Origin of the sequence: Sulfitobacter noctilucicola, assembly GCF_000622385.1 — a bacterium.
In the GTDB taxonomy this organism is placed as follows: Bacteria; Pseudomonadota; Alphaproteobacteria; order Rhodobacterales; family Rhodobacteraceae; genus Sulfitobacter; species Sulfitobacter noctilucicola.
Genome location: NZ_JASD01000006.1, coordinates 143,451 through 165,566 on the forward strand (window position 1 = coordinate 143,451; position 22,116 = coordinate 165,566).

Sequence of the window (22,116 nt, forward strand, 5' to 3'; positions counted from 1 at the left end):
TTATCATGCCAAAAGACACCCGCGACGCCGCAGACGTCACAACCGACCCCGCCGCCGCTGCGGCCGGAAAGACGGCCGTGCTTTACCGCATGGCCTTGCCAGATCATCTGTGTCCGTCCGGGCAGAAAGCGCGCTGGCTATTGAAGTCAAAGGGGTACGATATTGATGATCGCGTTTTCCGCGAACGGTCAGAGGTGGATGCGTTCAAGGAGGAATACGACGTTCCCACCACGCCACAGGTCTGGATCGAAGGCGAGCGCGTCGGTGGCTATGATGCCCTTCGCCAGAAGCTGACCGACTACGATCCGGATGCGACGACCTACAAACCTGTGATCTACCTATTCGCCGTGGCCGCAGCGACAGCACTTGCACTCTCCATCGGGTTCCGGGGCGCGATTACATGGCAGACGCTCGGCTGGTTTATCTCCGTCTCGATGATCCTGTTGGGCATGCAAAAGCTCCGCGATATTGAGAGCTTCACGACAATGTTCCTCAACTACGACCTGCTGGCACGCAAATGGGTGCCATATGCATATGTCTACCCGTGGGTAGAGACGGGCGCAGGCATTCTGATGACAGGCATGTTGCTGACCCCACTTGCTGCTCCTGCAGCGCTCTTTATCGCCACGGTGGGCGCAATCAGCGTGTTCAAGGCCGTATATATCGACAAACGGGAGCTTAAGTGCGCCTGCGTTGGCGGCAACTCAAACGTCCCCCTTGGCTTCGTCAGCCTGACCGAAAACCTGATGATGATGGGCATGGCCATTGTCATGCTGATCCAGATCGTAGGTTGATGGCATCGGAGACAAACTGGAAGCGAAGGTCACTGCTGGCTGGCGGTGGTTTCGCGGTGGCCGGATGAAGGTTAGAGTTCGTAGTGCACGGTGGGTGAGGATGCGTTTCAAGCACACGTTTCCAAAATCCCTATCTATGGATAGCAAACCGTTGACACATAGTGGCAACCGAATTTCAGGCTGTATTGACAAACGGTTCCCTATGTTGGATACCCCCCCTATGTATCGAGGCCTTCCCATTTCTGCATTGTACAAGGCACTCACGTGCCTCGCACTTGTGTTGACTTTGGTATTTGCGCCTCCTTCGGCTTCCCATGCGGGTGCCGGTATGCACGGCGATCACCACGCTTCGGCCACTCAGCATGACAATGATGCAGTCGATGGGTCGAGCCGCGATATATCATCACATACAACGTACTCCAGTTGCGGATCCACCTCGGCGTCGACCAGTGACGATGAATCGACTGGTCAATGTTGTAGTGGCATTTGTTTTTCGGTCGTTCTGGACGAAACCACCGGTGACGCGGCAATCCAGCCGACAGATGGAAAATACCTTACGCTGCATGCACAGGCCGACTCGATTGAGCCCGCTGGCTTTCTGCGTCCTCCCCAATTCCTGATCTGATTTAAGACCCCTTAAGGGTCTTCGTTTCGCGTTTAAGTATGCGCGAGCCCGAAGTTCATCAGTCAGGTAAAATTCATGAAAATCCAACTCTTCCTAGGGGCTTCGGCCCTCGGATTAGGCGCGTGCGCGTCCGAGCCAACGCCTCTCCCCGATATCACCGCGCAGCAAGCCGCTACGAACACGGCCATTGCGTCCCCCATCAGCTATCAGAATCCGTTGGCTGGCTACACGTACCGCGGCCCCACCGGCCCGCGCGATTGGCGAAGCGTCAATCAAGAGCAATCGGAGGACAACTGATGCGCGTTTTGAAAATTCCGATGGCCGTCAGCTTTCCTCTATTATTGGGAGCCTGTGCGACTGCGATTCCGGGTATTTACACTGAACCGAAAGCTGGGTTTGCCGCCGTGTCGAGTCAGACGTCAGCCGCAATCGGCAAACGCACCGCGTTCGCTCAAACCCAAGCTGAGAACGTTGCTTTGAAAAAGCAGGTTCACGGCATGGTTCATCGAAAAACAATTTCGGCCGATACGGCGGTTCAGGTCGCGTTGCTCAACAACAAGGGGCTGCAAGCCTCCTACGCGAATGTAGGGCTTTCTGCTGCTGAAGCTTGGCAGCAATCAACGCCGGAGAACCCGGTAGTTTCGATTGGTGTGCTGGGCATTGGAGCCGCAGAACTTGGTGTCTACCGGGCTATCGAAGGCATGATTGCGACGAATATTCTCGATGCCAAAACGCGTAGACAACGGGTCGCATTGGCTGATGTCAACTTCCGTGCGGCACAGCTATCAGCGGTAAATGATACTTTGACGTTGGCAAATGAAACGCGACAAGCATGGATCAATGCTGTCGCCGCTTTCGAGGCTGTCAGCTATCTCAAGCGGGCCAAGGCCACGTCTGATGCCGGATCAGAACTCGCCCGAAAGTTGGGAGAAACAGGCGCGCTCAACAAAGCAGGCCAAGCTCGTGAGCAGGCGTTCAATGCTGAGCTGGCCGGGCAGCTTGCACAGGCCCGTCTCGACGCCACCAGGGCGAAAGAAGACCTTACAAAACTCATGGGTCTATGGGGGACTGAGGTTAACTATTTCGTACCCGATGCGCTTCCAGCATTGCCGCGCTCTGTAGGTCGCGTGACCAATATTGAAGGACGAGCGCTTCGTAATCGTTTGGACTTGAGGGTCGCAAAGCTGGGGCTTGAGGCACAAGCAGCGGCTTTCGGTCTGACAGACCAAACGCGCTTGGTCACTGACCTTGAAATCATCGCAGGGTTTGAAACCGAGCGTGAAGCTGAGGACGGCGAAACGGAAACTGAGACCACCCCGCAGGTCGAACTCGAATTTGCGATCCCGATTTACGACACAGGTAAGGCCCGGATGCGCAAGGCCGAACTCGCCTATTTGCAAGCTGCAAACGTCCTTGCCGAGAAGGCGGTCAATGTTCGGTCAGAAGCGAGAGGTGCTGAAACTGCCTATCACGCTTCTTACAAGATCGCACGACACTACCGAGACGTTCTGGTTCCATTGCGCCAGACCGTCGAGGAGGAAGGGTTGCTGTCTTACAACGGCATGATCACCAACACCTTCGAACTGCTGACGGACGTGCGCGAAAAACTTGGCGCATCGCTGGAAGCAGCCAATGCAAAACGCGAATTTTACATGGCTCAAGCCGATCTGACCGCAGCCATTTACGGCGGCGGCGCAGGCAGCGGTGGTGCCGGTGGTGAAGGCGCAACACTTGCCGCTGGTGGCGGCGCAGGACACTGAAAGGAACTGATATGTTGAATAGACGTCAATTACTTGGAGCCGGCGCTGCGGGTGCGGCCATGGTTTCTTCGAAAGCCTGGGGCAAGACCACGAACATGGGTTTGCCAGAAGCAGCACAGATGGAGAGTGCGCAAACTGCCTACACTCCGCGACCCGATTCAGGGCCTGACTACACCCCAGTCGTCACGCTCAATGGTTGGACGCTGCCACACCGGATGAACAACGGGGTTAAGGAATTCCATCTCGTTGCCGAACCTGTAGAGCGTGAACTGGCCGATGGAATGATCGCCCATTTGTGGGGCTACAATGGCCAGTCCACCGGTCCGACCATCGAAGCAGTCGAAGGCGATCGGGTTCGCATCTACGTCACCAACAGGTTGCCCGAGCACACATCCGTGCATTGGCATGGCCTGATCCTGCCATCCGGCATGGATGGGGTTGGGGGCTTGAGCCATCCGGGTATCCCGCCTGGCAAAACCTTTGTCTATGAATTCGACCTGATCAAATCAGGTACATTCATGTACCACCCCCACGCAGATGAAATGGTGCAGATGGCGATGGGGATGATGGGCATGTTTGTTATCCATCCCAAGGATCCGACCTTCATGCCGGTGGACCGCGATTTTCTGATCATGCTGAACGCTTTCGATATTGATCCCGGCACTTATGTACCGCGCATCATGACGATGACGGATTTCAACCTTTGGACCTGGAACAGCCGGATCTTCCCCGACATCGACCCTTTGGTCGTGAACAAGGGCGACAAGGTGCGTGTGCGCGTCGGCAACTTGACGATGACAAACCACCCGATCCACATGCACGGTTACGATTTCAAAGTCACCTGTACTGACGGCGGCTGGGTGCCTCCCGAAGCGCAATGGCCCGAAGTCAGCATCGACATCCCTGTGGGTGCGATGCGCGCCTACGAGTTCGTGGCCGACCACCTTGGTGACTGGGCGATCCATTGTCACAAATCACACCATACCATGAACGCAATGGGACATGACGTGCCCACATTCATCGGTGTGAACAAGAAACCTCTCACCCGGACAATCCGCCAGTTCCAGCCAGAATACATGCCTATGGGCACGGCAGGCATGGCGGATATGGGCGTGATGGAAATGCCGTTGCCCGACAACACCATCCCGATGATGACAGGGTGGGGTCCGCATGGACCCATCGAAATGGGCGGCATGTTTTCGGTCGTAAAGGTGCGGGACGGCATCGATGCGGACGATTACTCCGATCCCGGTTGGTATGAAAACCCTCCGGGCGAGCAGGCTTACGAATGGACGGGTGAATTGCCCGAGTTTGCCTCAAACAACAGTCCAAAGACACTGCTAACACCAAAACCAACGTCGAAGGGCTGATCGGCCCTGCGAGACTGAAATCAACCAAAACTACAGGAAATACAATGAAAAACCTACTTTTGACATCCGCACTGGCATTCACGCTTTCCGCCCCGGCATTCGCCGCAGGCACACATGACGGTGGACATGACGACGATCATGCCGACAAGCACGCGGAAATGATGATCGGCATGCCGGGTGATCCTGCCAAGGTCGACCGGACAATCGACGTCACCATGCGGGAGACCGACGATGGCGACATGATCTTCGAACCCGCGTCACTTGAGATCGCGAAGGGCGAAACCATCCGCTTTAACGTGATGAACAAGGGGGAGTTGGAGCACGAATTCGTCATCGACACCATGGAAGGCAATGCCGAGCACAAGGAAGCCATGGCCAAGATGGACATGGAACATGACGACCCAAACTCAGTGCGCCTTGACGAGGGTGGCACAGGTGAGGTCATTTGGAAGTTTGCAAATGAAGGCACGTTCGAGTTTGCCTGCCTGATCCCCGGCCACTACGAATCCGGCATGCACGGCCCGATCACAGTCGGTCAACAAATGGCTCAGGCGGATATCGAATACACTACTGGTAAAATCAAGAAAATCGACGCAAAGGCCGGCAAGGTCACAATCATCCACGGCCCTCTGGTCAACCTCGATATGCCCGCGATGACGATGGTGTTCCGTGCCGATGAGGCGACGATCGCCAACATGTCCGAAGGGCAGGACATTGAGTTCGTCGCTGAACGGCTCAAAGGCAAGCTGACCGTCACACAGATGAAGTGATGACTGCGCAAGGGGCCGGAGGCACACGCCCTGGTCCCTTGTGCTTCTCAGCCTGGTCCAAGCAGGCAAACCAATTCCAGAGAACTAAGAAATGTAGAGGAATTGACTATGAAGCGGTTCATCAGAACCTGTGCCTTTATCGTGTCGCTGGCGTTCCCGGCCATTTCAGTGGATGCCGCCAACGGCAAAGGCCAAGTGCCTCATACGCGAGCATTCGAAATGCCGGGCCATGAACCAATTGGGAAACCCAGTGATGGTTCCTTGTTCGACAGGACTGTTGAGATGACCATCAAGGAAACCGCCAGCGGGTACATGATCTTTGAGCCGGACGCCATACACATTGAAAGTGGAACGGTCGTCCGGTTTGTAATCAGCAACTTGGGTGCATTGGATCACGAATTCTTTCTCGGCTCATTCAGCGAGGTCGCAGAGCATAAGCAATGGATGCGTGACCATCCTGACATGCGCCATGACGATCCAAACGCGGTAACGGTACAAAGCGGACAAAGCGCCGAACTAATATGGGAATTCACAGACATTTTGAATCTGGAGTTTGTCTGCCTTCTCCCCGGACATCGCGAAGCGGGCATGTGGGGTGTGATCATGGTGCACGATCACCTTGCCCCCAAGTCAGAGGGCTGAAGAATTCCGGTGTCGCTCAAGGATAGATATCATGTGCTAGTTCACGAGGTGGCTGCTGGTTTCGGCTACGATTACAACGATGCCACTCCAGACTGGGTTCATCCATTTATCCATCTCATCCTGATCTTGGCTCCGGCGCTTCTGATCCTTGTTGGCACCTACTTTGCACTACGCGGCATTCTGAAGCTCTGGAGACGCCGACGCGGGACCAAGGTTCATCCTGAGCCCATACGGGGGCTTGATAGCAGCCTCTTCAGCTCCGTCCTGCGTTACTCCAAAAAGCAGCAGGCACTTATGATCATGCTTAGCCTCATTGCAATGCCAATTCTCTATCTGACTCTAGAATTGCCAAAACAGATTGTGAACAACGCACTGGATTCTGATCGTTTCCCCGTTGTCGTTCTGGGACAGAACGTTGATCAGCTCGTTTTCTTAATGCTTCTTTGCGGCCTTTATCTGCTGGCTATTCTTTTGAATGGGCTCAACAAATATGGTCTCAACGTCTTTAAAGGGTATGTGGCAGAGCGTTTTCTAAGGCGTTTCCGGTTGCTGGTGTATCGGCAATGGCGCAGCGACCCGGATTCCTCCGACAAAAGTGAAATCATCCCGATCCTCGCACAAGAAGTCGAACCTGTGGGCGGCTTCGCGGCCGATATGCTGACCCTGCCGATACTCCAAGGTGGTACGCTTCTGACGATTCTGTTGTTTATGTTCGTTCAAGACCCCGTATTGGGTGCCGCTGCTCTGACTGTGCTGCCAATTCAACTCGTGCTGCTTCCCAAGCTGCAACGGAAGGTCAACGCCCTGTCGCGCACAAGGATCAAGGAGGTCCGGCTGCTCGGCAGACAGCTCAGCGACCATTTGCGTGATCAGCACTCAAATTCAATCGGATTGCTGCCTACGAGCGCGCGTTTTCGAGAACTTGAGCACGTGCGCAGAAAAATCTTCCGCCTGAAATTCTTCATTAAGGCGCTCAATAACTTCCTGACCGCACTCACGCCGTTCCTGTTCTATTCTCTGGGCGGGTATTTCGTCATCGAGGGTCGGATCACACTTGGCGCGTTGGTGGCCGTGCTTGCGGCGCACAAGGACTTTTCTGCGCCGTTGAAGGAGCTTTTCCGATACTACCAAACCTTGGAGGATACACGGATCCGGTACAAGGAAATCAATGGCTTTTTCGCAAATTCGAGCCAGTCATCCGGCAAGGTCCAAGCAGATGACAGTGCGCTGGAAAAGGCCAGCCAATCCGAGCAATCGCCCCTCAGAAAAACGACTTTGTCTTTCGAGGGGCCAGGAGCCCTCGCTACACAATGAAGGAGTTTGATAGAATGAAATGGGCAGCAATATTTTTTGCTCTGATCGCCGTTGCTGCGGCAGGATGGTACATCCTGCAGCCAACCCACTCCCAGACGGGCACTCAGACGGACGAAAGCATGGCACTTCCTGCTGGTGCGCTTGCAACTGTTAAGCTGCCCCCAAGTTTCACCGAGCAAGAGCAAATCGGCAAACGTGGTTATGATGCAGCCTGCGCGGCCTGCCACGGAGTCAATGGGCAAGGTCAGGACGGCGTTGCGCCACCGCTCGTACACAAAATTTATGAGCCGGGCCACCACGGTGACATGACGTTTGTCCTTGCGGCGCAAAATGGCGTTCGGGCGCATCATTGGAAGTTCGGTAACATGCCACCCGTCGAGGGCGTAACACGCGCAGAAGTATTGCATATCGTGGCATATATACGCGCCCTTCAAAGGGAAAACGGGATTAACTCAGAGAGCTATCGACCTGAGGCAAAGACAATAACAGCCATCGAGTAGACAGTAACATTCATCAAAGTGGAGAGATACGAATGAAACCTAAATTTATCGCAGCGCTAGCACTGGCATTGTCTGGAACAGGTGTTCTCGCCGATGGACATGTAACCGGCGACGCATCGGCCGGAGACAAGGTATTCAACAAGTGCAAGGCCTGCCACTCAATCGTCAGGACGGATGGTGAAGTTATCCGAAAGGGTGGCGCGGTTGGGCCAAATCTTTATGGTGTGTACAACCGAACAGCAGGGACCGAAGAAATGTTTGGGAATAAATTTCGGGACTCTATTCGTGAAGCGGGCGAGAATGGCTTGGTCTGGAACGAGAGCGATTTCGTAGCCTATATCGCAGATCCAAAGAAGTTCCTCGCGACTTTTCTGAACGACAGCAAGGCGAAATCTGGCATGTCATTCAAATTGAAGAAAGAAACGGATGCCAAGGCAGTCTGGGCTTATCTCGTTTCGGTTGGATCGGAGGTTGAGGCCGATTAGATTTTTGTTCGCATGCACAGCTCTTTTTCTGCTCGGTGCACCCTTTGTAACGGCTGAAGATGCCCCTGTGTTTGCAGTCACACCACTGGTTGCACCGGTTGGGGATCACGCACGTGAACCCTCGCTTTCAACACTGCCCGATGGTCGGATCGTGATGAGTTGGACCGAAGGTAACAACTCCGTTCGGATGGCCCTGTTCGATGGCACGTCTTGGACGGAGGCGCGCACAATTCATCAATCTGAGACACTGTTTGTAAACTGGGCCGACTTTCCGTCCGTCGTTGGGCTTAGCGATGGGACGCTTGCAGCGCATTGGTTGGAATTGAATGGTCCAGACAGCTATCAATACGACGTAAAGATCGCTTTCTCCTTCGATGAGGGCCGGAACTGGACAGCACCGCTCATTCCTCACGATGATCGGTCACAGCGCGAGCATGGCTTCGTATCACTTGTCCCGGATGACAGCGGGGGTCTGACAGCCCTTTGGCTGGATGGACGTGCATACGATATTCAAGCCACTGACGACAGTTATGAGAATGCCATGCAGGTCCGCGCACGTCACATTGCGCCGGACGGTTCAATGGGACCGGAAAGCTTGCTCGACCCACGCGCTTGTACGTGCTGTCAAACATCGGCTGTCCGCAACGAAGCAGGTAGTATCATCGCGGTCTACAGGGACCGAACAGTCGAAGAAATTCGCGATATTTCGGTTGTCAGGTTGGTTGAAGAAGAATGGACCGACCCCGAAACAATCTACGCTGACGGCTGGGAAATCTCAGGATGCCCTGTCAACGGACCTGCCATCGATGCGTTGAGAACGAACGCGGTAGTCGTGTGGTTCACCGGTGCCAATGGCGAGGCAAAGGCTCGAATTGCGTTTTCCAGGGATGGGGGCGCATCGTTTGAGGACTCGTTGCAACTCGATCTCGGCACACCCGCAGGTCGCGTAGATGTCTTGCAGATGGGTGACGGCAAAGCACTTGCTCTTTGGTTGGAGTATGCGAATGGCGGTGAAGCAATCGTCATGTGTCAGGTGTCGCCGGAGAGCGGGTGTACTTCGCCACAAGCACTCCGCATCAATCGTGGGCGAGAGTCGGTAGGATTTCCAAGGATGACGCGATCAGCAGCCGGCGTTGTCGTTGCTTGGACCGGGTCTGCACAGGGCAACTTGGCAGGGACAACCGTTGTTGGTGTCGAAGTAGGTATACCGTCTGCCGCAAGGTAATCTTCAGGACCATAGCGACAAGTCGGTTCCATGGCGGCGAAAGTCAATATTCCGACCTACCCTTAGAACCCCGCAAACGGATAATTCTAGCCTTGGAGGTTTATCGCTGCGCGAGAATGTCGCAGCCAACCAACCTGGTCACTAGGGCTTCGAAATCGTGAAATCTTAAGATCAAGAGCGCAACAATTGGACCCTCGAGGAATCAATTCAAGATCGTCGGTAAACTGTGGATAAAGATCCCGTCATTATTTTGGGGACTGGTGCAATGTTGTAGGTGGTTCAAATTGTTGTGCGCCTCACTGTTCTCAGAAACATGCTGCGAAGAGACAGCAAAGGTGGAGTTTGGATTTTGCGACATTTTAGCTAGATTGAATGACCGCATTGGCAACATGAGCTGCAACGCAGCGACAAGCCTGCCGCATGGGCGGAGCCATGCTGCGTCAGCGAAATATGAAAAACGAATGACGGCATTGTCCCGCAAAGCCGACTTTGGGGACGGGTGCAGTGAAAGTCTCCTTCGAGCCCGACTCGGCCATTGTGATTTTCTGCTGCGTGCGCTCGCAGCGTGAAAAATGCAGCATGAGCGAAAAAGTTCGTGCTGCCGCGCAGCGGTTCAACCGGCCATTCGTGGATGTCGCAGCATAGATCAGGCGTCGAATTTACAAGTTGCGGGACTTAGTGATCCTTCGATGTTGTCCGCTCAAGGTCTGCATGAGCAGAGCTGTACCAATGCCAGAAGCCAAGCAGAGTTGTGATCGAAGAGATAAATTGTCAAAGCACTGACAATAAGTTGCCATATTTTCCATCAATACTGGGATACCGGATATAGGCTAGCTCTTCATGAACACGACACCTGAATTTGATGAAATTGATCGTACTGTCCCAATAGAAGGACTTTTGATTTTGAGGTGCTTTGCTGCGCTTCGTTTGTGCTTCGTTGTCATTGCTTTGTGTGTCTGTGTCTTACAGCTTTTCCAAATTGGCTTTTGGTCTGGCACAGTTGACCGTGCACTTATATTTCTTGGAGTTCTGGGGGGTTTGGGCCTTTTTTCGGACGGTATAGAGCCTGTATGGAGAAAACTGGGACCACCTGGTCAATTGTTCGCCTTGTTCGCAACACCACTCATAATAGTCGGATCGGTTTTGTTTTCGGGAAACGTGCTCTGGTCCAGTTTCGGGTTCCTAACAATTATACTTCTCTTGGCTGCAATGGCTTACGGTTTGCTATGGATGGCAGGTAATCCACTACGTGCTGCGCGCTATCGCCAAATTCAAAGGTATTTGCGTACATTGCCAAAGTCAGAAAGACAAAAGTGGAAAGAACGCCTAGACCGAAATTTTCAAACACTCATAGCCGAAGGCTTCAGCTAATCTGGAGAAGCTGCCGCTGGAGAGTGGCGAAGCATTGAGCACAATGGGCTCGAACCGGCCCAATGCATTTGCAGAAACATCGCTTGCCAGCGACTTCGGACACCAGCCGTTCAGCAGGATGCTATGCTATTGTTGTCGGCGCTGTGCTGATGTCTGGGTTTGGAGGGAGGATTGGAGGGCATATTATGCCAAGAGTCCAACTTCCCGCAGTCACCCCAAAACACAAAGCATGGAACAAAGGGCGGATAATAGGTCAGAAACGACCGCTACTTCCCAAACAAGTTTGGGCTATACGTGCCCGGCTTGAACTTGCAGGTTATCTTCGCAACCTTGCGTTGTTTAACGTCGCAATTGATAGCAAACTGCGTGGTTGCGATCTGGTCACTCTCGCCGTCACAGACTTGGTCAAGGAGGATCGTGTGCGTGAACGGGTGTCAGTGATCCAAAGCAAAACCAAGAAGCCAGTTCAGTTCGAACTGACTGAAAACACGAGGGATAGCGTCATTGCATGGGCAAGATCACCCGAGATGATCGGATGCCGCTTTATGTTCCCAAGCCGCTTTCATGACCGTCCGCATATCTCAACGCGTCAATATGGTCGACTTGTGCGAGACTGGGTGACAGCGATTGGTCTGGAACCCAGCGGTTACGGTACACATTCGATGCGTCGAACCAAAGCTGCGGAAATTTACCGCAAGACGGGCAACCTTCGCGCCGTGCAACTTTTGTTGGGCCAAACGAAGGTCGATAGCACAGTACGTTATCTGGGTGTTGAGCTGGAAGATGCGCTAAGCATTGCCGAACGAATCGACATTTGAACGAAGTTGGCGTGCGGCTACTGCCGTCCGCCAATTCAAACCAGCTCTTCGTACACCTCGCAGCAGTCGGCAAGACTGAGCCCACTTTGACGGGTTTCTGTGCCGCAGCTAAGGTCCGCTTTCGGAAAGCAGGCAGATTTGGCCCAGTGATCACGGCCCTTAAAGGACACTGACTGAGCTTGGTGTCGGTATGTCGCAGTTTCACCGAAGCGGAGGTTGGCAGAGGTCTGCAGCGATGGGATATGGCCTGGAACTGGGAAGTTAACTTGATAGCCCGCAGACCGATGCGCTCATGCACTTTTGAATGCTGATATTCCGTCGCGTTATGTCAGCATAGTCGATCAAGCCTTTACGGCCTCGGTCGGTGCTTCCTTTGCGCCCGTCATGAAGGCGACTGCGTCCGACATGGTGTAATCCTTTGGATTGATTACACACAGACGTTTGCCCAAACGGTGGACGTGGATGCGGTCGGCGACTTCAAAAACATGGGGCATGTTGTGGCTGATCAGAATGATCGGGATACCGCGTGATTTTACGTCCTGAATGAGTTCCAGCACTTTGCGCGATTCCTTGACCCCCAGAGCCGCCGTCGGCTCATCCAGAATGATCACTTTTGACCCAAACGCAGCGGCGCGAGCCACGGCAACACCTTGGCGTTGGCCGCCCGATAATGTCTCGACCGCTTGGTTGATATTCTGGATCGTCATCAATCCCAACTCGGTCAGTTTTTCACGGGCCAGACGCTCCATCTCCGGTCGATCAAGCTGGCGGAACAGCGAGCCGCGGATGCCTGGGCGGCGGATTTCTCGACCCATGAACATGTTATCCGCAATCGACAGTGCGGGCGACATGGCGAGCGTCTGATAGACGGTCTCGATACCGGCATCGCGGGCCTGAATGGGAGATTTGAAATTGATCTCTTTGCCTTCGAGGTAAACCTGCCCCTCGTCGGGGATCACCGCACCCGACACCGCTTTGATCAGCGAAGACTTCCCCGCGCCGTTGTCACCGATCACGGCAAGGATTTCACCCGGCATCAGGTCAAAGTCACAGTGATCCAGTGCCGTTACTTTGCCATAGCGTTTGACGAGGCCGCGGCCTTTGAGAACAGGTTCCATTATGCTGCTACCTTTCTGATCCACTGGTCAACGGCGACCGCCGCAATGATGAGCACGCCGATGAGCAGATAAGTCCATTGCGCGTCCGCCCCCATGAGGCGCAGCCCCAGCGTGAACACCCCCACGATAAGCGCGCCGAAGAATGTGCCGAGGATCGAACCGCGCCCGCCAAAAAGCGAAATGCCCCCGATCACCACAGCGGTGATACTCTCGATATTCAAAAGCTGCCCTGATGTGGGAGAGACAGAGCCGATCCGCCCGATCAAAGCCCAGCCGGCAAAGGCGCAAATCATGCCTGCAACCGCATAGACGGAGATGATCGTGCCTTTGACATTCACACCAGACAGTTCCGCCGCGTCCGCATCATCGCCCACAGCATAAACATGGCGACCCCATGCCGTATGGCGCAAGACGTAAGCCAGTATCGCCACAAGCACCACGAGGAAGACAACACCCACCGTAAACACTGCGCCGCCGATGTTGAACTTGGCCCCCAGCAGTTGCAGGAGAGGTGCGTTGTTGGCGATGTCTTGACTGCGGATGGTTTCGTTCTGGGAATAGAGGAAATTGGCGGCCAGCACGATCTGCCACATGCCCAAGGTGACAATGAACGGCGGCAGTTTCATCACCGCCACAAGCCAGCCGTTGACGTACCCGATGGCCGTACCAGCCAGCAGACCGCAGGCCACCGCCACCTCAACAGGAAGGCCGTAGCGAAAGGTGAACTGCCCCATCACAACAGAGGAGATAACCGCGATTGCCCCCACACTTAGATCAATACCTGCGGTCAGGATGATCAATGACTGCGCAGCGGCCACAATGCCGACAATCTGCACCTGCTGAAGGATAAGCGTCAGCGCGAAGGGAGAGAAGAATTTCGACCCCAGCAAAAGGCCAAAGACGACGATAGAGGCAACAAGCACGATCAATGGCACCAGCGCAGGGTTGGTATGCAAGACGTGCTGAACCGTCCCGATCAACCCGCGATGCGGATCCTCGAATTTTGCGACCCCGTCCGTCTTGGTATCTGTATTGGACATCTTATCCCTCCCTTACCGTTGAAAAAGGGGCGAACACCGCCGCCCCTTTTCTTTGATCAAAACCCGTTCAGGGCCGATGGGCAATTAGCCCCAGCAGAGGTTGGTGCCCTCTGCGGTGTCGATGCTTTCAACACCTTCGGCAGGCTCGTCCGTGACCAGTGCAACGCCCGTGTCAAAGAAGTCCTTGCCAGGGGTCAAGGCGGGCTTGGTGCCGTCTTTGGCCCATGCGGCAATCGCTTCGATCCCTTTGGACGCCATCAGCAGCGGATATTGCTGGGATGTGGCACCGATGATGCCGTCCTTGATGTTCGCGACACCGGGGCAGCCGCCATCGACAGAAACGATCAGCACGTCATTTTCGCGCCCGATGGATTTCAGCGCCTCATAGGCCCCCGCAGCGGCAGGCTCGTTGATGGTATAGACCACGTTGATCATCGGGTCTTTTGCCAGAAGGTTCTCCATCGCCTTGCGGCCGCCCTCTTCGTTGCCTGCGGTTACGTCGTTGCCAACGATACGCGGATCTGTCTCGTCCCCGTTTACGTTCGGGTCGACCAGATTAATGCCAAAGCCTTGCAAGAAACCCTGATCGCGCAGCACGCCAACTGTGGGCTGGGATACGGCAAGGTCAAGCAAGGCGATCTTGGCGTTTGCGGCGTCGTCACCGAGTTTGGCTGCGGCCCACTTGCCGATGAGCTCCCCCGCGAGGAAGTTGTCTGTGGCGAATGTCGCATCGGCGGCATCAATCGGGGACAAGGGCGTGTCGAGAGCGATGACAACCAGCCCCGCATCGCGCGCCTGCTGAACCGAAGAGACGATGGACGATGTGTCGGACGGCGTGAGCAGAATGCCCTTTGCGCCGTCAGCGATGCATGTCTCAATGGCTGCGACCTGTGTTTCGTGGTCGCCGTCAACTTTGCCCGCAAAGGACTTCAGCGTCATACCCAGCTCGGCTGCTTTGGCTTCTGCGCCCTCTTTCATCTTTACGAAGAAAGGGTTGGTGTCGGTCTTTGTGATCAAACATGCCGTGACGCTGTGGCCATCTGCAAAAGCAGCGCCAGACAATGCGGTCAATGCGACAGCCGTTGTTGCGAGTAGTTTCTTCATGAGGTCCTCCCAGACGTTTTCCGATTAACCGGAGACAGGTCCCGCATTCTGCGGAATTGCCCTGAGGTAATCCGATTCTTCGGCACAGGTCAATAAATAAATAAACTTGATTTATTAATTCAATCTGCCACCTTCATCCCAGCACGATATGCATGTAAGGCCTCTGGGTATGGACGGGTCAAAGATCAGAAGTTTGAGTGGCGGCGTGAACCAGAGAGGGTTGCGCGACCACAACGAGAGGCTGTTGCTGTCTATGCTACAGCGCAATGGCCCAATGCCGGGCAGTGATCTTGCGCGGGTTGCAGGTCTGTCGCCCCAAACCGTTTCCGTCATTCTGAGAAAGCTGGAAAAGGACGGGCTGCTTACCCGTGGGACACCGGTGAAAGGCAAAGTGGGCAAACCATCGGTGCCTATGGCGCTGGCTGCGGACGGGGCCTTTTCGCTGGGCGTGAACATCGGGCGGCGCAGCGCCAAGATCGTCTTGATGGATTTTCACGGCACCGTGCGCGATGGGCGCAGCACCCGTTTTCAATACCCCCTCCCCGCTGATGTGTTCGAATTTCTGAGACTGGCCAGCGCGGAATTGATCGAAGGCCTCTCCCCCTCCTTGCAAGAGCGCCTGTGCGGGATCGGCATCGCCGCCCCGTTCGAGCTTTGGAATTGGCATGAAATGGTGGGGGCGAGTGCGGAAGAATTCTCGGCGTGGAAACACATCGACTTTCATGCCGAGATTGCGCATTTCTCTGACCTGCCCGTGCATATCGTCAATGACGCAACCGCTGCCTGCCGTGCGGAACATATCTATGGCCGCGGTAAAGAGTTTCGCGATTACGCCTACTTCTTTGTGGCGGCATTTGTCGGAGGGGGCATCGTGCTGAATCACTCGGTTTTCGAGGGGCATCAGGGCAATGCAGGTGCGCTGGGTTCGCTGCGCAGCGTGGGCCCCAATGGTGAGAGCCGCCAGTTGATCGACATCGCCTCCATCCATCTGCTTGAGGCGCGCCTCGCCGAGGTGGGCCTTGACCCAAGCGGGCTGTGGAACAGTGACGACTGGTCCCCCTATGACCGCTATGTCGAGCCGTGGATCAGGCAAACCGCGCAAGAGCTGGCAAAAGCGGCGCTCTCTACGTGCGCGGTCATCGACTTTGAAGCTGTTATGATCGATGGGGGCCTGCCACCAAACGTCAAACAGACTTTGGTCGAACGGACCCGCAGATATATCGCGAACCAAGATACTCGTGGTTTGATCCCGCCACAAATCGAGGCAGGCACGATGGGCCGAAAAGCGCGCGAAATTGGTGCCGCTTGCGGTCCGATCTGGTCCCATTTCCTACTCAAATCAAACGCGGGTCTGTCTTAGATTGTCCGGCCCATCGAAAATGTATCCAGACACCGTCAAGGAAAAGAAATGAAGCGATCACGCATCAACGAAATCATGTCACAGGCGGACGACATGATACGCTCGTTCGGATTTTCGCTCCCGCCCTTCGCCTATTGGAGCCCTTCCGAATTTCAGGCGCGCAAAAGCGCTGCTTCGGCGTTGATTGATGCAAGATGCGGATGGGATATTACAGACTACGGTGCAGGAGACTTTGACCAAATGGGTCTGTTCCTCTTCACCCTGCGCAACGGACGTCTTGCAGATCTGCAGCGGGGCAGAGGTATGTGCTACGCCGAGAAACTTCTGGTGTCGCGGCAGTATCAACTCAGCCCCATGCATACCCACATCGAAAAGGCCGAAGACATCATCAACAGAGGTGGAGCCACTTTGGTGATCGAGCTTTTCGGCTCTGACAATAAGGGAGGTTTTTGCGCTGACAGGGGGGGACAGGTGCTTTGCGACGGCATCTTTCGGGACTTTCATGCGGGCGAAAAACTCAAACTCGCTCCCGGTGAAAGCGTGACATTGATGCCGGGCGATTGGCACGCCTTTTGGGGCGAAGGTGGTGATGTCTTGATCGGCGAAGTGTCGACAGTGAACGACGACATCCACGACAATATTTTCCGAGCGCCAATTGGTCGCTTTGCCAATGTCGAAGAAGATGTTGACCCACTACATCTGTTGGTGAGCGACTACGCCCTTTTGCTGAAATGATATCGTGTAAGTATGAATTAAAGGCGCTTGTCCCCACCTGCTCTGCTTTAGCAAAATAGCAGCGCGTAGGCAGTCAGGCTGTTCCAAATTGGAAAGCTGATTCCACGACTTCCCCATCTCCGACGGGATCTTATACTACATGGTTTCCTTCAAACCCCGACCTCACGCTGCTGCGGTTACGATATGTCTATAACGCGTCAACCGGACGTCCAACCATCGCGCAGCGAACAACTACTTTCAGCCCTTGGTGCGTTTCGCGGCAGCTGCAGCATATGAAAAGCAGTCGTCGGTTGCGCTGACCGCGAGGTCCGAAAAGTCCCGCATCTTACCAGTTAGTACACGATGCAGCGAACGGCAGGTGTACGGATAGGGAGGGACTTCTGAGAATTTCATCGTACCAGCCATATGACACACCAATGTCGCCTATTTCACTTGGCCCAAGTATGACGGCGATTGAAACGCATAATGCCCACTCACTGGCAGCCTTAGCGTGGGAATCCGCCCCTTCGGGCATTCGACCCCACTTACCGATCGGGCACCGCTTCAAGGGACGTCTCGAACCGCTTGTTCGCCGCCGCTGCTTCTTTCAAGAGCGCGTCAAAATTGTCAGGTGGATTGCCATCTTCCAACATCCCTTTGAACGTCGCATAGGCATCCGTCTTGCTGCCGTAGGCGCGCAGGGTCTTGTCGTCGTTCACCCAGGCCACCACGATGACCTTCGCATCGCTGTTGAACCGATAGAACAGCCGATACTGCTGGAAGAATTTCGCCCGGAACCAGTGCTTGCGGTGATCGCCGAGTGTGCCGCCTTGCCGGAAGGCGGCGGCACCCGGATCTGCCGGTATGGCCTCGGTGACCAGCTTGAAGATGGCGGCCAGCCGTTTCGTCGGGTTTTTCTTGCGCCAGCTCTTAGGATCGCGTGCCTTACGCGCCTCGACCTCGAGGGTCAGCCCTTCGAGCTGATCCAGAAAGAGCGGATGCGCATAAATCGACCATCCGTTTACGACAAGGGGCGCTTGGGCGGGCACGCTATCGCCGCTCATTCATCCTCGAGCGATAGCGGCGCATCGAGATCGACGTCAACGTCTCCGACCAGTGCTGCAAGACGGTCATGCAAAGCCCCATCGAACGCCCGAATGCGGTCCGGATGCGCCTTGATATCGGCCTCGACAAAATCGAGAAAGGCTCCGAGCACGGGATCTTCCTCGTCGCTGCGCACGGGCTCGATATAGACCCTGCCACTCGGCTCGGTGCAGTAACGAATCTGGTCGCCCTTGCCCAGCTTGAGCTGTTTGCGCACACCCGCCGGCACGGTCGTCTGATACCGATCCGTGAGTTTCGAGACATCTTGTGCGAGGGCTGTCATGGCAGTCTCCTGAAGAAAAGGGTCTTTGCTGCCCGCGATAGGTAATGCATTTGCATTGCCTTGTCAAGACAAGCCGCAGGATCTGCTGTCGCCGGGAAGGTCGATGAACCGTCCGGCGCAGCACCTAATTTCGCCCCGCCAGGAACTCCGCCAGCACCGGGCTAGTCGCACCTTTCGCGGAGCTGAGCAGCTCCGAGCCCGCAAGCGAGGCCTTCGACAAGCGTACGAGCCCACCGGTTTCCTCGATGCGGTAGCAGCGGCGCTTTTGCCGCCCGCGCCTGTAGTGGGTCGCGGTGACAATCTGGCAGGTACTGCCATCGGTGAGCGTCACAGGTGCTGCGAGCCTGATCTTGTCGCCTTCCTCGTAGTCCGGGATCGCAGCCCAGTCCTGGCAGCGCTGGCGCCAGGCATGAGCATAGCTGTCCGGGTCTTTCAGGTCGGAGAGGAGCTCGATCAGCCCAAGGGGAGCACGAGACTCGTTCGGGCCAGCACTTTCCTCCATGTCCTTGTAGCCCCAGCAGCCGTCATCGTATCGGGTGAGGAAGACAGCACCGAACGTGATGGAGCCATCCGCATCGGTCACATAGGTCGTGTCCTCGACCGGCGAGCCATCGATACTTGTGACCTTTGCCGCCGCGTACCAAGTCGAACCCACCTTGCAGGCTTTGACCAGTTCCGTCTTGCGCCTGTCGCTCTCGAAGGTGCAGAGCCGGGCAATCTCCGCTTTCTCATCCGCGTAGGTCTGGACGCGGCGATCGGTATAGAAGAGCCATCCCATCTCAGAGTCCTTTCTCTCATTGGGGAAATTGTTGTCGTCAATGTCCCGAGAGGGCCGCAGGCCTGGCAGGGTATTGGCGATGCTTGTTTGAGAAAGGGCGCGTTACGCCGCCCTCCGGTCATCGATTTCCATCAGCGCATCGAGCGGCACGCGGTAGGGCTGCATGGCGTCGAAATCCTCGCAGCGTTTATGGGAATGAGTTGAAGCACCAATACCCTGCCGCGCTGCGCGCTCTTGAGACATTGGTGCTGCTTCATCGTCTTCGAATTCCCAAAACGTCGAATTGCCGCAGTTCTGCACGATCGCGAAGGTGTCGCAGGCATCCTTCAGGATGACCCGGAAGGTGCCGCCGAGGCCCGAGGGCACCTCGTAGGTCCCGCCGATGAGATAATCCGAGGCCCGGCGTACGAAGACGCGAATGCTGTGGCCATCGGTGGCGAGCCGGATCGCCCCCCGCCCCCGGTCGATGAGCACCTGCACGTCATCCAGGATGTTGGTGTAGAACTGGCCGGTCAGATCACGAAACGCCATGCGGCGCTGCGCCATCCAGTCGGTGTCCCGAAACGGGTTCATGCCGTCGGCGAAGGCGAAAGAGGGATCGGCCTGTTCGGTGGTGACGATTCGAGTGGTCGTGCCATCGATGCCGTTTGAGCGCAGATGCACACCATTGCCGACGATCAGGATCAGGGCGGGCCTGTCCACGGGCCCGTTCCAGTTGGGCAGGAAGGTTTTGCAGGCGCGCGCATGGGCGATCTGCGCCGCAACAGCTGAGGCAGAGAACTTGAGAATAGCCATAGGGATGTCTTTCCGTTGGGTGTGGGAGGGTCGACCCGCGCGAGGACTCAGGCCGCTTGCGCGACCTCGCTGTCAGGCTCGGGGGTTTCCGCAGCGGGCTCCGCCTCATCACAGGCGACACCGGCGGTCTGCATCATGGGCGGACACCAGGCGCCCACGGCAGCGCGCTGCGCGTCCGTGAGCGTGGCGAAGGGTTCAGCGAAGAGCTTGTCGCAGAAGGCGACGATCTCCTTCTTGCTCGACGAGGCTAGCGTCACAGCCTCCTGGGCCAGGCCCAAATCCTCGCCGAGGATCTTCAGGAGCCAGGCCTTCTTGAAGCGGTTGAAGAGCGCCGCATTCGGCGTCCAATGCGCCCGGATGTCGGGCATGATCTCGATCTCGAAGTCATGCATCAGGCTGTCGCGCTGACGGTCCCGTGCGAAGCAGGACTGCGTCGTGCTGGCGGTCGCATAGGCGACGAGCTTGGCCTTCTCGCCTGCCTCCAGCGCGCGGAACGCCGCGAACTGATCGGCAGGGGACCGGGTGTCATCGAGCCAGGAGAGGTCCAGCGCATCATGCGCCGCCGCCACCTGCTCAAGCGAGGTCTCGTCGATCTCGTCCATCTTGGCATGGCTGCGGTATTCCTTGCGGGCCTCGATCTTGATCGCCTGCGTGACACTCATGCCGCTGGCCAGAACATCGCTCACCAGCTTGAAGAGCGTCAGATCGAGCGTGGCTTCCGGATGCAGCGCCATCGCGGCGCCGAGGGCCATGGCCCGCTCTGTCTTGAGGTCCTCGGCCAGCGAGGCCGGGTAGGTGATTTCGCCCGGGTCCGGGGCTTCTTCCCCGGTCGGGCTAGGAGAGGAGCCGCGTGCGCCCTCCTCTTTGACGGTGTCCTCCGGGCGGACGAGGCCAACATGGAGGGTCACCTGCCCGCCCGACCAGGACGCGATCACCCCAGACCGCGCGAGGTCCTCGGCGCTGTAGGCCTCCTGCAGATCGCGCGCTTCCTCTTCCAAGGCGTCCACGCGCTCGTAAAGGGCATTATAGGCACCGTCCTCGAGCCCCTCATCCTCCATCTCGAGCTGCAATTTCTCAAGCTCGGCGGTGATTTCATCCACGCGCTTTTGCGCAGCCTCATCAGGCTCGATCGGGCCGGGATAGACGCGGCCGTAATCGGCCATGGTCGCGTAATCATAGCGGACCATCGCATCGGCCCAAGCAAAGCCCAGCCTCATACGGGCGTCCTCGGCGGCTGCACCAAGCTTCTCGAGCAAGATGGTCTCGACCAGAGCCGCATCCTCAAGCACGGAATGCTCATCCAGCAGATCGGCTGCGACGGCACCGCCACGCGCCTCGTAGTCCACGCGCACGAAAGCCCCGATATCGTCGCTGACCTGCACGCCGCGGGATTTGAGGGCCTGACGGACGGTATAGGCCTGCAGATAGCCGCCGTCCTTCGTGAGCGCCTCGAAGACCTCGCGCTGCGCCTCCTGGCTTGGATGCTCAGCAAAGGCCTTCATCGTGTCGAGCGTGATCACCTTGCCCCGAGCCGCGGCGCGGATGTCGGGGTGGATCAGGCCATAACGCAACCGGCCTTTCACGGCCGCCACCGTGGTGCCGAAGGTCTTTGCGATCGTCTCGGGCGTTTGGCCATCGACCTCCATCATCCGGGCGAAAGCCTCGAACTCGTCAATGGCGTTCATCGGCGCCTGGGTGACGTTCTCGGCGAGCGACAGCGCCGTGGTGACGTCGCAGTCTTCTGGCACAAGGCGGCAGTCCACCTTGGTCTTCGCCGTGAAGCCCTTGATGGCCTTGTCAGCGACCAGCTCCTTTAGCGCGGCATGCCGCCGGCCACCGGCCAGCACGGCGTATTTGCCGTCGAACTTCTGCACCAGGATCGGCTGCAAGAGGCCCAGCACAGCGATACTGGCCTTCAGATGGGCGATGTTTTCGGGGTCATAGGTTTCCGGCGAGTTGCTGCGCACATTGGCGGGATGCGGGACCAGATCGCCGATGGCGACGGTGAGAGGGGCAAAGTTCGTGGTCATGGGGTATCCTTCCAGGTGGGTGAGGTGGGGCCCGCGCCTTCACGCGCGTGACCAATCCCCGGCTTCAGGGATCACCACAACAAAAGGCCCACTCTCCCTTTGAGGGGTCAGTGGGC

The 22,116-nt window shown here is 56.4% G+C and carries 21 protein-coding genes; 13 read left to right on the forward strand and 8 right to left on the reverse strand.

The window, feature by feature from the left end:
• Positions 1–5: 5 nt before the first annotated feature.
• From Z946_RS0103115 to Z946_RS0103165, 11 genes are all read left to right on the forward strand, one after another.
• On the forward strand, positions 6–794 hold the full coding sequence (locus tag Z946_RS0103115) for a MauE/DoxX family redox-associated membrane protein (protein WP_025054279.1): 789 nt from the start codon (positions 6–8) through the stop codon (positions 792–794).
• A 921-nt stretch (positions 795–1,715) separates the two neighbouring features.
• The gene (locus Z946_RS0103125; protein WP_025054281.1) at positions 1,716–3,179 is read left to right on the forward strand and encodes a TolC family protein; all 1,464 of its coding nucleotides are present in this window, start codon (positions 1,716–1,718) and stop codon (positions 3,177–3,179) included.
• 11 nt (positions 3,180–3,190) lie between these two features.
• On the forward strand, positions 3,191–4,549 hold the full coding sequence (locus tag Z946_RS0103130) for a multicopper oxidase family protein (protein WP_152540548.1): 1,359 nt from the start codon (positions 3,191–3,193) through the stop codon (positions 4,547–4,549).
• A 44-nt stretch (positions 4,550–4,593) separates the two neighbouring features.
• Positions 4,594–5,319: a copper-binding protein gene (locus Z946_RS0103135; RefSeq protein ID WP_025054283.1), complete on the forward strand. Its 726-nt coding sequence runs from the start codon at positions 4,594–4,596 to the stop codon at positions 5,317–5,319.
• Between the two features lie 108 nt (positions 5,320–5,427).
• A complete protein-coding gene (locus Z946_RS0103140; RefSeq protein ID WP_025054284.1) occupies positions 5,428–5,961 on the forward strand; it encodes a cupredoxin domain-containing protein in 534 nt (177 codons plus the stop codon).
• Positions 5,962–5,970: 9 nt separating this feature from the next.
• The gene (locus Z946_RS0103145; protein ID WP_025054285.1) at positions 5,971–7,275 is read left to right on the forward strand and encodes an ABC transporter ATP-binding protein; all 1,305 of its coding nucleotides are present in this window, start codon (positions 5,971–5,973) and stop codon (positions 7,273–7,275) included.
• Between the two features lie 14 nt (positions 7,276–7,289).
• A complete protein-coding gene (locus tag Z946_RS0103150) occupies positions 7,290–7,775 on the forward strand; it encodes a c-type cytochrome (RefSeq protein WP_025054286.1) in 486 nt (161 codons plus the stop codon).
• 32 nt (positions 7,776–7,807) lie between these two features.
• On the forward strand, positions 7,808–8,260 hold the full coding sequence (locus Z946_RS0103155; protein ID WP_025054287.1) for a c-type cytochrome: 453 nt from the start codon (positions 7,808–7,810) through the stop codon (positions 8,258–8,260).
• 67 nt (positions 8,261–8,327) lie between these two features.
• Positions 8,328–9,485 carry a sialidase family protein gene (locus tag Z946_RS0103160; RefSeq protein WP_037969058.1) on the forward strand — a complete coding sequence of 386 codons (1,158 nt, stop codon included), beginning with the start codon at positions 8,328–8,330 and terminating at the stop codon, positions 9,483–9,485.
• 840 nt (positions 9,486–10,325) lie between these two features.
• Positions 10,326–10,856 (forward strand): hypothetical protein, encoded by a 531-nt coding sequence (locus Z946_RS20390; protein ID WP_037969032.1) that lies wholly within the window; start codon positions 10,326–10,328, stop codon positions 10,854–10,856.
• A 185-nt stretch (positions 10,857–11,041) separates the two neighbouring features.
• Entirely contained in the window at positions 11,042–11,674 is a 633-nt protein-coding gene (locus Z946_RS0103165) for a tyrosine-type recombinase/integrase (RefSeq protein WP_025054289.1), read from the forward strand.
• Positions 11,675–12,015: 341 nt separating this feature from the next.
• Here Z946_RS0103165 and Z946_RS0103170 read toward each other — a convergent pair whose 3' ends face one another.
• The 3 genes from Z946_RS0103170 to Z946_RS0103180 form a co-directional block, all read right to left on the reverse strand.
• Entirely contained in the window at positions 12,016–12,792 is a 777-nt protein-coding gene (locus Z946_RS0103170; RefSeq protein ID WP_025054290.1) for an ATP-binding cassette domain-containing protein, read from the reverse strand.
• Positions 12,792–13,832 (reverse strand): ABC transporter permease, encoded by a 1,041-nt coding sequence (locus Z946_RS0103175; protein WP_025054291.1) that lies wholly within the window; start codon positions 13,830–13,832, stop codon positions 12,792–12,794. The genes Z946_RS0103170 and Z946_RS0103175 overlap by 1 nt, the downstream gene beginning before the upstream one ends.
• Before the next feature lie 84 nt (positions 13,833–13,916).
• Positions 13,917–14,936, reverse strand: coding sequence for a sugar ABC transporter substrate-binding protein (locus Z946_RS0103180; protein WP_025054292.1), 1,020 nt, complete (start codon positions 14,934–14,936; stop codon positions 13,917–13,919).
• A gap of 169 nt (positions 14,937–15,105) precedes the next feature.
• Between Z946_RS0103180 and Z946_RS0103185 the strand changes: the two genes are divergently transcribed.
• Complete coding sequence (locus tag Z946_RS0103185) at positions 15,106–16,296, forward strand: ROK family transcriptional regulator (RefSeq protein ID WP_025054293.1); 1,191 nt, start codon at positions 15,106–15,108, stop codon at positions 16,294–16,296.
• 48 nt (positions 16,297–16,344) lie between these two features.
• A complete protein-coding gene (locus Z946_RS0103190) occupies positions 16,345–17,031 on the forward strand; it encodes a D-lyxose/D-mannose family sugar isomerase (RefSeq protein ID WP_025054294.1) in 687 nt (228 codons plus the stop codon).
• A 524-nt stretch (positions 17,032–17,555) separates the two neighbouring features.
• On the opposite strand, the gene Z946_RS0103195 is transcribed toward Z946_RS0103190, so the two are convergent.
• The 5 genes from Z946_RS0103195 to Z946_RS0103215 all read right to left on the reverse strand — a co-directional run bounded on the left by Z946_RS0103195 (position 17,556) and on the right by Z946_RS0103215 (position 22,000).
• On the reverse strand, positions 17,556–18,074 hold the full coding sequence (locus tag Z946_RS0103195; protein WP_025054295.1) for a type II toxin-antitoxin system YhaV family toxin: 519 nt from the start codon (positions 18,072–18,074) through the stop codon (positions 17,556–17,558).
• Complete coding sequence (locus Z946_RS0103200; protein WP_005668772.1) at positions 18,071–18,397, reverse strand: type II toxin-antitoxin system PrlF family antitoxin; 327 nt, start codon at positions 18,395–18,397, stop codon at positions 18,071–18,073. The genes Z946_RS0103195 and Z946_RS0103200 overlap by 4 nt, the downstream gene beginning before the upstream one ends.
• 124 nt (positions 18,398–18,521) lie before the next feature.
• Positions 18,522–19,175 carry a DUF6927 domain-containing protein gene (locus Z946_RS0103205; protein WP_025054296.1) on the reverse strand — a complete coding sequence of 218 codons (654 nt, stop codon included), beginning with the start codon at positions 19,173–19,175 and terminating at the stop codon, positions 18,522–18,524.
• 102 nt (positions 19,176–19,277) lie between these two features.
• Positions 19,278–19,970 carry a hypothetical protein gene (locus Z946_RS0103210; RefSeq protein WP_025054297.1) on the reverse strand — a complete coding sequence of 231 codons (693 nt, stop codon included), beginning with the start codon at positions 19,968–19,970 and terminating at the stop codon, positions 19,278–19,280.
• Positions 19,971–20,017: 47 nt separating this feature from the next.
• Positions 20,018–22,000: a ParB/RepB/Spo0J family partition protein gene (locus tag Z946_RS0103215; protein ID WP_025054298.1), complete on the reverse strand. Its 1,983-nt coding sequence runs from the start codon at positions 21,998–22,000 to the stop codon at positions 20,018–20,020.
• Positions 22,001–22,116: the final 116 nt, after the last annotated feature.